General features: G+C 42.0%; 11 protein-coding genes. 5 read left to right on the top strand and 6 right to left on the bottom strand.

Features of this window, described 5'->3' with window-relative positions; translation table 11 throughout:
* Positions 1 to 97: 97 nt before the first annotated feature.
* Both F9817_RS05050 and hemL read right to left on the bottom strand, forming a co-directional pair.
* Complete coding sequence (locus tag F9817_RS05050; RefSeq protein ID WP_161153870.1) at positions 98 to 1,183, bottom strand: AI-2E family transporter; 1,086 nt, start codon at positions 1,181 to 1,183, stop codon at positions 98 to 100.
* A gap of 309 nt (positions 1,184 to 1,492) precedes the next feature.
* Positions 1,493 to 2,782, bottom strand: a complete 1,290-nt coding sequence (gene hemL, locus F9817_RS05055; protein ID WP_161153871.1) for a glutamate-1-semialdehyde 2,1-aminomutase — start codon at positions 2,780 to 2,782, stop codon at positions 1,493 to 1,495.
* A 435-nt stretch (positions 2,783 to 3,217) separates the two neighbouring features.
* Here hemL and erpA point away from each other — a divergent pair, with 435 nt between their 5' ends.
* The gene (erpA, locus tag F9817_RS05060) at positions 3,218 to 3,559 is read left to right on the top strand and encodes an iron-sulfur cluster insertion protein ErpA (protein ID WP_161153872.1); all 342 of its coding nucleotides are present in this window, start codon (positions 3,218 to 3,220) and stop codon (positions 3,557 to 3,559) included.
* A 91-nt stretch (positions 3,560 to 3,650) separates the two neighbouring features.
* Here the strand turns inward: erpA and shyC are convergent, their stop codons facing one another.
* Positions 3,651 to 4,952, bottom strand: coding sequence for a peptidoglycan DD-endopeptidase ShyC (shyC, locus tag F9817_RS05065; RefSeq protein WP_161153873.1), 1,302 nt, complete (start codon positions 4,950 to 4,952; stop codon positions 3,651 to 3,653).
* A gap of 129 nt (positions 4,953 to 5,081) precedes the next feature.
* Here shyC and tyrS point away from each other — a divergent pair, with 129 nt between their 5' ends.
* Both tyrS and F9817_RS05075 read left to right on the top strand, forming a co-directional pair.
* Positions 5,082 to 6,269, top strand: a complete 1,188-nt coding sequence (gene tyrS / locus F9817_RS05070) for a tyrosine--tRNA ligase (protein WP_161153874.1) — start codon at positions 5,082 to 5,084, stop codon at positions 6,267 to 6,269.
* A 442-nt stretch (positions 6,270 to 6,711) separates the two neighbouring features.
* Complete coding sequence (locus F9817_RS05075) at positions 6,712 to 7,116, top strand: magnesium transporter (RefSeq protein ID WP_161153875.1); 405 nt, start codon at positions 6,712 to 6,714, stop codon at positions 7,114 to 7,116.
* 37 nt (positions 7,117 to 7,153) lie between these two features.
* On the opposite strand, the gene dacB is transcribed toward F9817_RS05075, so the two are convergent.
* Positions 7,154 to 8,560, bottom strand: a complete 1,407-nt coding sequence (gene dacB / locus F9817_RS05080; protein ID WP_161153876.1) for a serine-type D-Ala-D-Ala carboxypeptidase — start codon at positions 8,558 to 8,560, stop codon at positions 7,154 to 7,156.
* Positions 8,561 to 8,658: 98 nt separating this feature from the next.
* Positions 8,659 to 9,666 carry a porin gene (locus F9817_RS05085; protein ID WP_161153877.1) on the bottom strand — a complete coding sequence of 336 codons (1,008 nt, stop codon included), beginning with the start codon at positions 9,664 to 9,666 and terminating at the stop codon, positions 8,659 to 8,661.
* A gap of 538 nt (positions 9,667 to 10,204) precedes the next feature.
* Here F9817_RS05085 and greA point away from each other — a divergent pair.
* Positions 10,205 to 10,678 carry a transcription elongation factor GreA gene (gene greA / locus F9817_RS05090; protein WP_161153878.1) on the top strand — a complete coding sequence of 158 codons (474 nt, stop codon included), beginning with the start codon at positions 10,205 to 10,207 and terminating at the stop codon, positions 10,676 to 10,678.
* A gap of 60 nt (positions 10,679 to 10,738) precedes the next feature.
* On the opposite strand, the gene yhbY is transcribed toward greA, so the two are convergent.
* Positions 10,739 to 11,035: a ribosome assembly RNA-binding protein YhbY gene (gene yhbY / locus F9817_RS05095; RefSeq protein WP_161153879.1), complete on the bottom strand. Its 297-nt coding sequence runs from the start codon at positions 11,033 to 11,035 to the stop codon at positions 10,739 to 10,741.
* Between the two features lie 119 nt (positions 11,036 to 11,154).
* Between yhbY and rlmE the strand changes: the two genes are divergently transcribed.
* Positions 11,155 to 11,784 carry a 23S rRNA (uridine(2552)-2'-O)-methyltransferase RlmE gene (rlmE, locus tag F9817_RS05100; protein ID WP_161153880.1) on the top strand — a complete coding sequence of 210 codons (630 nt, stop codon included), beginning with the start codon at positions 11,155 to 11,157 and terminating at the stop codon, positions 11,782 to 11,784.
* The last annotated feature ends 92 nt before the right edge of the window (positions 11,785 to 11,876 follow it).

Below are 11,876 nucleotides of genomic sequence, written 5' to 3' on the forward strand. Positions count from 1 at the left end.
AGTGTTATTCAGAAGTGGCCGATTTTCGCATAAAGCAATCAACGCTTGAAGCGTTGATTGAAAAGAAAAGGGCGCATCATGCGCCCTTCAAAATAGATTAGTTTTTGTCTTGCCAGCTAAGAAATGATCGAAACTCTTCATCGTACATATTGAACAGAACAACCGTGATGGCAAAAATGAGTGGACCATATATTAAACCAATTAAACCAAATAGCTGAATACCACCTAAGAGTGAAAAGAAGATCATCAGAGTATTCATTCCGCCACTTCCTTGCATTAAGAATGGGCGTAATAGGTTGTCGATGGAACCGACAATGGCAATACTCCAAATAGCGAGGAAGATTGCCCAATTAATGTCCCCAGTGACCAAAAGGTAAATGGTTGCTGGCACCCAGACTAACGCGGTCCCGATGACAGGAATAAACGAGGCAAATCCCATGATTGTTCCCCAAAATAGCCCAGGGAAACCTGCAAGCCACATTCCTATACCGCCAGCGAATCCTTGCGCGATAGCAGTAAGGAACGATCCCATGACCGCAGATTTAGATACTTGTTCTATTTCAGTAAGTAAGCGATCTTCTTGGCTACGCGATAGCGGGATGATATGGCGCAAAGAGCCAATAATTTTGTCGTTATCTCGCAAAACAAAAAACAGCACAAATAGCATCAGGAAGAAGTCCATGATGAAATTTGTTGCATCACCTAACACTTTGGCACTGATTCCCACTAATTTAGTACCAAAAGACGTCGAGAAATTGGCTAATTTTTCACTTATTTGTTGCGGTGTTAATGAGTCAAAAGGGAGATAGTGGTTAGCAAAGTTGAATGCTTTATCAACGAGCGGGTGATTGAAGAAAGCTTGAATACCGCCATGTGTTACCCAGTGATACAAGCTTTGCGAAAATTTTGAGCCTTGCTGAACAATGGCTCCAAATACCGTGAGTAAAGGTAATACGACGATAACAGTTAAAATGAAACATGATATCAAGGCCGCGATATTTTGATGTTTCGGGAGTTTTGTCGCGATACGGTTATGAATGGGGAACATTAACATCGAAATGATAAAAGCCATCACGATAGAGTTAATATAAGGTTCAATAAGTAAATAACAAGCAAACGCGGCCGCCAATAGAGCGATAATTAGCAACCAATGGCTGGAGGATATTCTTATTTTTTCTGGCACGATAGGTATCCCAATGGGTTTTCATTCAACGACGTTGATGTAGAGCAGTTATCTATTAAAAATAATGTATATAATGGACATAAATTGATCATGAAGCAATGTGCAAGGAGGGGCTATGGGATGTAGTGACAACAAAAAATGTTGTGAAGGGAAAAACGGACCCAAGCGTCGTATTCCGTGGTTAGGCACAGCCATTGCCATTTTAGCCGTTCTAGTGGTTGTGAATTGGCATTAGAGTTTTTTATTGGTATATAAATAAAATAGGCAGTCAGATGACTGCCTATTTTGCTTTAGCTTTATTTGTAATAATTAGTTATTTGCCATTTGAGCAAACGCGCGGTCAGCTGCTTCAAGAGTGGCATCAATTTCTTCTGCGTTATGTGCTAAAGAGATAAAACCGGCTTCAAAAGCTGAAGGCGCTAAGTAAACCCCGTGATCTAGCATGAGATTAAAGAAGCGTTTGAATTTTTCCACATCACATTTTGCGACATCTTCATAGCAACTAACACTTTCTTGATCGGTAAAGAAGAACCCAAACATCCCGCCTACTTGATGAACAACGAGATCAATCCCGTGCTTGGTAGCAAGAGATTTAAGGCCATCAGTTAAGGTTTTGGCTTTGTTAGCCAGACGTTTTTCATTGCCTTCTTCTTTGAGTAATGACAAACAGGCACGGCCTGCGGCCATCGCAATTGGGTTTCCGGATAATGTACCTGCTTGATACACAGGCCCTGTTGGAGCGATGTATTGCATGATGTCTTTACGACCACCAAACGCGCCCACTGGCATGCCGCCACCAATAACTTTACCTAAGGTGGTTAAATCAGGCTTGATATTATAATGAGCTTGAGCCCCACCAAGAGCAACTCGGAAACCTGTCATGACTTCATCAAAAATCAGTAACGCGCCTTCTTGATCACAAAGTTCACGTAGTCCTTCGTGGAATCCCTCGATAGGAGGAATACAGTTCATATTACCAGCAACAGGTTCCACGATAATACACGCGATTTCACCTTTGTTTGCTTCAAATAGAGCTTTTACAGATTCCAGATCATTGTAGCGAGCTGTGAGAGTATATTTAGCAAAATCTGCGGGAACACCTGGTGAACTTGGTTGACCAAGGGTCAGTGCGCCAGAGCCTGCTTTAACTAATAGGCCGTCAGAGTGACCATGGTAACAGCCCTCAAATTTGACAATTTTATCGCGTCCAGTAAATCCACGAGCTAGACGAATCGCACTCATGGTTGCTTCTGTACCTGAGTTTACCATCCGTACTTGTTCCATAGAGGGGACTAACTCAGAAACAAGCTCTGCCATTTCAATTTCAAGCGAAGTTGGCGCACCAAAACTTAAGCCTTTTTGGGCTGTGTCGATAACGGCTTCACGAATAGCTGCATGGTTGTGACCCAAAATCATTGGACCCCATGATCCAACATAGTCGATATACGCTTTACCATCAGCATCAAAGATAAATGCACCGTCAGCACGGTCAATAAATAAAGGGGAACCACCAACACCGTTGAAGGCACGAACTGGTGAGTTAACACCACCAGGAATTTTGCTTTGTGCTTGTTGATAAAGATCGGCTGATTTGGTCATGGATATATCCTCTTTTGAATGTCTGGACCAACTTGGCGAGCATTGTACGCTTCTCTGCTATGATGCGAAATGGTTAGACTAAAAATCGATATTTTTAAGGAGATAGTGCCGCTAAAAAACGATATTCGCTGATTATACGATGCGAAAACCTGGTTTGTTATGTGCTAAGGTGAGTATGTGCATTGGCTAAATTTTGATATCACTTTCATCAATGTAATGTTGGTATTTGTTAGCTCTGTCGTGGGAGTTGTCTGAAATCAACGAGCGAAATACTCCTGCTAGGTTACACTGCAAGCTAATAACGGATATCTAATACTTGAACGGTTAAGTCAGGTATTAGATAATGACCCGTTGTAAAAAGAATCATAATCATCGCTGGTTCTCTTCTGAAACGTGAACTGTAATGAAGCGATGACACGAATGGGAGAGGTCGTCGTGAGCGAAATTAATGTACCATTAACCTTCTCTGAATCAGCAGCTAAACGAGTAAAAGTTCTGATTGAAGAAGAAGATAACCCAGCACTAAAATTACGTGTTTATATCACTGGTGGTGGTTGTAGTGGATTCCAGTACGGCTTTACTTTTGATGAAAGTGTTAACGAAGGTGACATGACCATTGAAAAAGAAGGCGTAACTTTGGTTGTTGATCCAATGAGTCTGCAATATTTGATTGGTGGTGAAGTCGATTACACTGAAGGTTTGGAAGGTTCGCGATTCTTTGTGAATAACCCAAATGCTAAAACAACCTGCGGTTGTGGTGCGTCATTTAGCGTTTAGTAACAGTGAATCATTACTCCGGATTTATAAAAAGCAGAACATCGATGATGTTCTGCTTTTTTATTTCCTTTTCGCACCGTCCACGGATTAATTATTGTGAAGGGCTGGTAGCAAATAGTAATTCACTGTATCGCGACAGTTTTGCAAGGCGCAATTTGGCATTAGCAATAAAAGTATCACGTGTTTTACCGGTCAAAGATTTGGAAAGTGGTAAATCAACAGTACGTGGATTTTTATGAATACCGTGAACTAGGAATTCGTAATGCAAATGAGGGCCGGTTACTCGTCCTGTTCCACCTAGCGTGCCAATTGTCTGCCCTTGTTTGACTCTCTGTCCGGTTTTCACCATCCGGCGACTTAAATGCAAATATTTGGTAACGTACGTGTTGCTGTGACGAATGAACACGTAGTTACCATTGAATTGGTTATAGCCCGCTTTTTGTACGATACCATCACCTGCAGCCCATATAGGTGTTCCGACAGGGGCTACATAATCAGTACCTCTGTGAGGACGAACTCGTCCTGTAACGGGATGAAGTCGACGAGGATTGAAATTCGACGATACGCGACGAAAATCCACCGGTGAGCGTAAAAACGCTTTTTTCATTGCTCTACCGTTTTCATCGTAATAATTACCGGATTCATCATCACGGATTGCGGTAAACGTTTTACCTTGGTTGGTGAAGGTGGCTGCAATAATATCTCCTCTTTCCATGACTTCGCCTTCAACGACTTTTTCTTGATACAGTAATTGAAAGTGATCGCCTGAGCGAATATCCAGAGCAAAGTCGATATCCCAGCCAAATATCCCCGCCAATTGCATGATTTGATTTGGTGTTAGCCCTGCTTGAGATGCAGCATTCCAGAAGTTGGAATGGATAGTGGCTTGTGCGTAGTTATATTGAAAGTAGACTTCTTTCGCCTCAATATGAGATTCATATCCACTCGATGTTTTATTAATAACAAACGTTTCATAAGAGTTTAGTTGGCGTCTTAACTGAACAATATCGTTGTCGTCATTCAACCCGAAATAGAGTTGATCTCCCGGGCGAAGGTGAGTGAGCTGATAGTGAATATCTTCATTGCTTGACGTGAGCTGGTAAAGTGAGCGCGCAGAGAGCCCCACTTTTTTAAACAGTAATGCACTACTTTCACCCGGTTGAACGGTTTGCTTCTTCCATTGCAATACCACCATTGGTGGTAATTGTTCCTCTTGTGCTAATAAATCGTAATCCAATGCCACAGGATAATGTTGACCTACTTTTAGTTGGTTTGGTGTTTGGATTAATGTTTCTGGATCGGGAAGTAGCAGGGTGGCGACAACTGTGATGGCTGTAATCATCACTATCAGCAGCTTATGTAACCAAGGTAAACGGGCAAAAATTGTCGTCATAGTCACTCAAGATAAAAAAGGACAAAAGAAAATCACTACTAGTTAGTCTAACTGGTTTCAAAAATAGTCGCTATTCAAGTAATATGTCCAAATATTAAATTTTGCCAAATCTGTGGGAGTAAACGAAGAATGGCGAGTATTGAAGCCGCTTTAGCGGAAATCAAGCGTGGTGTTGAAGAGCTAATTCCGGAAGAAGAGCTTATTGCAAAGCTGAAAGAGAACCGTCCATTACGTATTAAACTGGGTGCGGATCCAACAGCTCCTGACATTCACTTAGGTCATACTGTGATCCTTAATAAGCTCCGTGCGTTTCAAGAACTTGGCCATGAAGTGACTTTCTTGATTGGTGATTTCACCGGTATGGTGGGTGACCCTACAGGTAAAAATACCACGCGTCCTCCATTGACTCGTGAAGATGTATTACGTAACGCGGAAACTTACAAAACTCAGGTTTTTAAAATTCTGGATCCAGAGAAAACAAAAATCCAATTTAACTCTGAATGGCTTTCTGAGCTGGGTGCTGAGGGGATGATTCGTTTATCGGCGAATCAAACAGTAGCTCGAATGCTAGAGCGCGATGACTTCAAAAAGCGTTATTCAAACGGTCAGCCTATTGCGATTCACGAATTTATGTACCCATTGCTACAGGGATATGATTCAGTTGCTATGGAAACCGATGTTGAATTGGGTGGTACTGACCAGAAATTTAACTTGTTGATGGGGCGTGAGCTACAAAAAGCAAACGGTCAAAAACCTCAAGTTGTATTGATGATGCCATTATTGGTTGGTTTAGACGGTGTGAAGAAAATGTCTAAATCAGCACATAACTACATCGGCGTGAGCGATGCGCCAAGTGATATGTTTGGTAAGATTATGTCGATCTCTGATGATCTGATGTGGAGCTACTACGAGCTATTGTCTTTCCGTCCTTTAGAAGAAGTGACTCAATTTAAAGAAGACGTGAAAAATGGCAAAAACCCTCGTGATGTGAAGATCTTACTTGCTAAAGAGATCATCGCTCGTTTCCACACAGAAGCGGATGCAGATGCGGCAGAGCAAGAGTTTATTAACCGATTCCAGAAAGGTGCGATGCCAGATGAAATGCCGGAATTCGAATTCGAATCAGGCATTGCTATTGCTAATCTGTTGAAAGGCGCAGGATTGGTTAATTCGACATCTGATGCCTTGCGTATGATTCGCCAAGGTGCAGCCAAACTCGATGGTGAAAAAATCGAAGATACTAAGTTTGTTCCAGCAGCTGGTACTAATGTGTATCAAGTAGGTAAACGTAAGTTTGCTCGCGTGACCATTAAATAAATAGGCAAGCTCGTTATTGATATACCCAAGTAACCTCAAGATGCTGTTTCAGCGAGAATGTATTCGCTCTTAGGCAAGGCACTGATTTGAAGACATAGTCATTCTACGTTGAAAATCAGTAACACAGCCTAGGAGCGAATAAAACTCGCCCTTTGGGAGCTCATCAACAGGCTACCAAATGGGTAGCAACTTTTGGAGATTAACATGAACAATACCGACCATCCTCCTAGTATGAAGGGAGAAAGATAACCTGCTAACGGTATTGGCACATGGTGTCTTATCTTTGCAGGTAAGGCATATTTCAGTGAAATCCCTTCTATTTTTCTCCTTTCTCCTAGTACATAACAACTAACCATCTATTCAGGGTGAGTCTTTCTTACACCTAAGTTTTTGAATAGTTGCTATTGGTGGTCGTTACCCAATGCCAATCGGGAGATTCGCCATGACGGTAATGAACAATCATTGCATGAATAACGCTAAACCATTTTCTATTGATGAAATTGGGGCGGCGCGTAACGCATTTTTACAATATGAACCAGTTAAACAGGTCGAGTTACTATCGGTGATGCCAACCGATGAAGCAGTGGGTATTTTAAGTCACTGTTCTATTACTCATGTGCAAGATCTGTTGTGTGATTTGGATGCTCAGGGGCATAAAACACTGGCTCATCAATATGCTAAGCAGCTAGGTATGGTGTATGCCGAGCGTAAGCCTATTGGAAGGAGTGACAGTGAGCAAAAAGAAGAGCGGGATGAACTGTCCATTTGGCATCGAGTGAAACAGCGTGTCGGCTGGGTAATACCTGTCGCGCTCGTTGGTGTCGTTTCAGGAATATTTATCTATTGAAATCAACGGGCATCTGTCAAAGATGCCCTGATGATATTTATTTGAGCAGTTGTTGGTAATACTGCTCTTCAATTTGATTTAAAGGGGAGTCTTTTAAAGGCTCCTCTTTGTCGTTTTCGTCGGTAGGAAAATAGTCGGTGACATATTGGACAAAACTGCGTGTCGGCTTACCTTGCTTATTCAATACAAAACCGACCATATTATAGGTACCGTAGAGAGAGCCACTTTTTGCGGCTAACTTGCCTTTAACGCTTGGTACTAACATACTGCGGCGGTATTTGAGAGTGCCAGAGACGCCGGCTACAGGAAGTTTCTCAATCAAATGTAATGACGCATCATGAAGAGCGATATAACGCAACACAGCCTGCATAGTGGCGATATTGACACGGTTATCCCGTGATAACCCTGAGCCGTCCACCATCTGTTCATCTGCAAATGAGATTCCTGTGTGCTGATTAATGATGGTTTGAATTGCTTGAACGCCGTTTCGATAACTACCTGGTTGGGTAAATAGTCGATGACCTAAGGTTTTCGTTAAGGTGTCTGCAATCAAATTGTCAGAACGTTTTAGCATGATTGAAAGCAATTCAGATAAAGGTGCGGACTGATGTTCTGCTAGGATTTGTCGCTTCTTAAATGGAGCTTTGCCAATGTGAATGGTGCCTTTAAGCTCAATACCTAATTGATTGAGGAGTTTATAAACAATACGTTTGGTATAGCGGCTAGTATCTTGAACAGCAAATTTAAGTGGCATTGGGCTAGTGCGAGTGACTAGGCATCCCGATAATTGGTATTGATTGGTTGCTGTTGCGGTTAAATCGAGGTCACAGTGTTGTTGTTGCTGCTCATCTGCGCTAACTGCGACTGCGTTATTAAATACATGAATTGGATATTGTGGAGGTATATGGAGGCGAGTCTTGCCATTTTTTTCCGTGTAAAGCGCTGCAGGGATACAATTGTGATCTAAATTGATCGCACTAGATGGCGCACTGTAACAGACCCCGAGTGAATCCCAAGGCCAGCCTACTGCTTTTTCAAATCCAGTAAATATTGAATTATCTAGCCAGATGTCTCCACGAATGGTTCGAATGCCGGATTGCTTAAGATGAGAAAGCAATTGTTTGAGGTCAATAGTATTCAGCGTAGGATCACCCGAAAAACGAATCACATAGTCTTGCTGGTGTTTGAGTAGCTGAGTGGTAAAGACAAAATGCTCGCCAAGTTCTAATCTAGCTGCGAGAGCTGTGAAGATTTTTTGCGTGCTGGCTGGTGGAAAATAGTCGCCATTGCGCTGGGCAAAAAGTGTTTCACCACTAGTAATATTTTGTACCTGAAACGCGTATCGCGCATGTGGTGTTAACTGGTCGGTGTTGAGTGGTTGTGCAACCACATATTGGCTAATAAAGAGTGAAAAAATCAGTCCACAAAGTGGCAGACAGCGCATATACGATCCATTAAATAAACAAGGGTGTTCTTAGTATACTGACATAAAAAACGCCTGCTAGGGAGCAGGCGTCTTGAGATGATAAACTTTCTGTTAAATTAGAAAGTGTATAGCAGGCCAGCCATTGCTTGGTCTTGAGCGTTGGCATTCTCTGCAACTTCGTTTCCATCCAGTAGGTTCCAACGGTAACCCACGTAGCCATCGAAGCTAGGAGTGAAGTAGTAGTTTGCTTCTACAGAGATAGTGTTAGCAGTGTCATCGGCACGATCACGATCGCCACGGTTGTAAGTTGCGATTAACTTGGTTTTATCGATAGTGTAAGCAGCTGCTAGTTCATAGCCGTCGTAGTTTTCTACACCGTGATCATCGTAGTCGATGTGAGTGTACAGAGCGGCTAAATATAAATCTTCATAAGTAAATGAAGAAGTTACCATAGCCTGCGCGTTTTCATTTTGTACTGCATAACCACCGCCCAGAACAACGCCAGTATCTCCAAACGCGTAAGTTGCTGCTAAAGCGTAACCGTCTTGGTCGTTACCAGTGCGTGAGTCGCCGTCAGTAGAGTCTGAGCCATCAGCAAAACGGTAGCCTGCACTAATACTTAGTGCATCAAAATCTGCATTATAAGCGACGTAGTTGTCAGTACGACTTGCTAGAGAAATAGCATCATCATCTTCAGCTGCGCTATTTACTGACGCTTCTTTACCCCAAGTTGACATAATATCGGTAAAGTTGGTTAGTTTAACTAGAGCACCATCTTGTTTACCGTAGGTGATTTCACCTGCGCTAGTGCCGATACCAGCGTAGATATAACGAGTAGTCCAGTCAGTATCTCCGTCGTCGGCTTCACCAGAATCAGTATTGCTGTTCCATTCTTGTTCGAATTTTGCTAAACCGTAAAGGTCGTCAGTCACTTGTTGATGGCCAACAAAGTTTAGACGAGCGCGAGTCATGTCGTTTGCTTCACTGTCTTGCAATTGGATACGCGCTTCTACACGACCGCCGATGCTTGCTGTAGTGCCATCTGCGTTATAAATTTCTGCTGCGTTAGCGCTAGTCGCTACTGCCGCTGCTGCCACAGCTAGAGCGATGATGGATTTTTTCATCTTTTAATTCCTAATTATTGTCCACATAAACGTTGATTGAGACGTTTGTATCGTCTGATGAATACTCAGATAGGATGATGACGCTGAATACATTTATTGAATGCAAGCCAGTATCCAAGCGCTTCCTTCGAGAAATTCTTAATCCAATTTTCGTATGAGAGTTCCGTGTTAGTTAGTAAAATGATATAAAAACGAATACTGAACACTGTTTTATTATAAAATAAAAAACATCAAGTTATTGTATTAAATTAATTTTTATACTTTTTTTTATGACTATTATCACCTAGTGAAATATTATTTTTTTATATTTTTTGATAGGGTTTTCATAATTTATCAGAGTTTTTAGTGTGCACTTGATCACATGTCATTCAATGTGTATATGGATTCTTAAGATTTGTTGGCTCAAGATGGATTTAGGATGATTTAATCGCCAAGTTTGTTTACACTGGTAGATAAATCATTTCATCAACACTACCTAACCTTTCGGGGCTGGGTAGTTTTGTTTTGTCCAAAGAACGCTTTGGCATAGAGGTAGAATATGGAAAAAGTTCCAATGACCGTACGCGGCGAAAAACTGCTGCGTGACGAACTTGAAAGACTTCTTAAGCTACGTCCACAAATTTCTGCTGCAATTGCAGAAGCTCGTGAACTGGGTGATTTGAAGGAAAATGCCGAATACCATGCGGCGCGTGAAGAACAAGGTATTTGTGAAGCGCAGATTCGAGATATCGAATACAAGCTATCAGTAGCGCAAGTGATTGATGTTACAAAAATAGAAAACAGTGGCAAAGTCATCTTTGGCTCAACAGTGACCGTTGTAGATGTCGATACCGATCAAGAAAAAACGTATCAAATCGTAGGTGACAATGAAGCTGAAGCAAAAGCTGGCCGTATTTCCATTAGCTCACCTATTGCACGTGGCCTAATTGGTAAAGAAGAAGGTGATGAAGTTGTGATTTCGACACCTGGCGGCGATAAAGTATTTGAAATCGATCAGGTTCAGTACATTTAGTTGTTAAGAAATGCAAAAAGGTCGCACTGAGCGACCTTTTTTATTTCCATATAAGCGATACTACTTGCGCGGTAGTTCGATTTTGCGTTGTTCTGATTGACGATACAAAACCAACACCTTACCGATAACCTGGACTTTTTCTGCTCCAGTCTCGCGCACAATAGCGTCAACAATCAGCTGTTTTGTTTCGCGATCTTCTGATACCACTTTCACTTTAATCAGTTCATGGTGGTCCAACGCGATTTCAATTTCGGCTAAAACAGCTTCGGTTAATCCGTTTGCGCCCATGAGCACAACAGGTTTTAGGTTGTGTGCAAGCGCTTTAAGGTGCTGCTTTTGTTTATTGCTTAGGTTCATTACGCGACCAAATTTATTTACTATTAGGGTTGAAAACCGACATTTTAACGCCATCTATCAACGAAGACTATATTTTCTACCATACTTTCTTTGATAGATGCTTTTCAATTAGGAATCGAATGAGTAAACAGAAGCACTCAGCCAGCTCAGGCCGTTGGCTGAAAGAACATTTTGACGATAAGTATGTTAACGAGGCAAAAAAGAAAGGGTATCGTTCTCGTGCTATCTTCAAAATAGAAGAGATTCAAGAGAAAGATAAATTATTGAAATCTGGAATGACGGTCGTAGATTTAGGGGCGGCCCCTGGTGGTTGGTCTCAGTATGCTGCTGGTATTGTAGGTGATGAAGGGCAAGTGATAGCTTGTGATATCCTTCCAATGGATTCGATTGCCGGTGTAGCATTTCTACAAGGTGATTTTCGCGAAGAAGCAGTGCTCAATGCTCTGTTAGAAAGAATTCAACCAGATATGGTGAATGTGGTGATGTCTGATATGGCGCCCAATATGGCGGGCAATCTATCAGTGGATCAACCTCGTGCAATGTATTTGGTTGAGCTGGCGTTGGATATGTGTCGAGAAGTTTTAGCACCTAATGGCAGTTTTGTGGTCAAAGTATTTCAGGGCGAAGGCTTTGATCAGTATGTCAAGGATGTCCGAGACATGTTTAAAGCGGTGAAAATCCGTAAGCCCGACTCTTCGAGGGCTCGTTCCCGAGAAGTGTACATTGTTGCGACTGGTTACAAAGGTTAACCATTATTTTGTAGCGATGAAATTTAACACTGTGGCTACGGTCTGAAAACTGTAGTACCCTACCTTTAATTACAACTAGTTATCGCGAGGCT

The sequence above is a fragment of the Vibrio eleionomae genome, from assembly GCF_009874545.1.
Lineage (GTDB): Bacteria > Pseudomonadota > Gammaproteobacteria > Enterobacterales > Vibrionaceae > Vibrio > Vibrio nitrifigilis.

What these genes read in the sequence shown, in the direction of transcription:
- hemL (WP_161153871.1), bottom strand. Translation starts at nt 2,782, where the DNA reads ATGACCAAATCAGCCGATCTTTATCAACAAGCACAAAGCAAAATTCCT.
- shyC (WP_161153873.1), bottom strand. Translation starts at nt 4,952, where the DNA reads ATGACGACAATTTTTGCCCGTTTACCTTGGTTACATAAGCTGCTGATA.
- tyrS (WP_161153874.1), top strand. Translation starts at nt 5,082, where the DNA reads ATGGCGAGTATTGAAGCCGCTTTAGCGGAAATCAAGCGTGGTGTTGAA.
- F9817_RS05075 (WP_161153875.1), top strand. Translation starts at nt 6,712, where the DNA reads ATGACGGTAATGAACAATCATTGCATGAATAACGCTAAACCATTTTCT.
- dacB (WP_161153876.1), bottom strand. Translation starts at nt 8,560, where the DNA reads ATGCGCTGTCTGCCACTTTGTGGACTGATTTTTTCACTCTTTATTAGC.
- F9817_RS05085 (WP_161153877.1), bottom strand. Translation starts at nt 9,666, where the DNA reads ATGAAAAAATCCATCATCGCTCTAGCTGTGGCAGCAGCGGCAGTAGCG.
- greA (WP_161153878.1), top strand. Translation starts at nt 10,205, where the DNA reads ATGGAAAAAGTTCCAATGACCGTACGCGGCGAAAAACTGCTGCGTGAC.
- yhbY (WP_161153879.1), bottom strand. Translation starts at nt 11,035, where the DNA reads ATGAACCTAAGCAATAAACAAAAGCAGCACCTTAAAGCGCTTGCACAC.
- rlmE (WP_161153880.1), top strand. Translation starts at nt 11,155, where the DNA reads ATGAGTAAACAGAAGCACTCAGCCAGCTCAGGCCGTTGGCTGAAAGAA.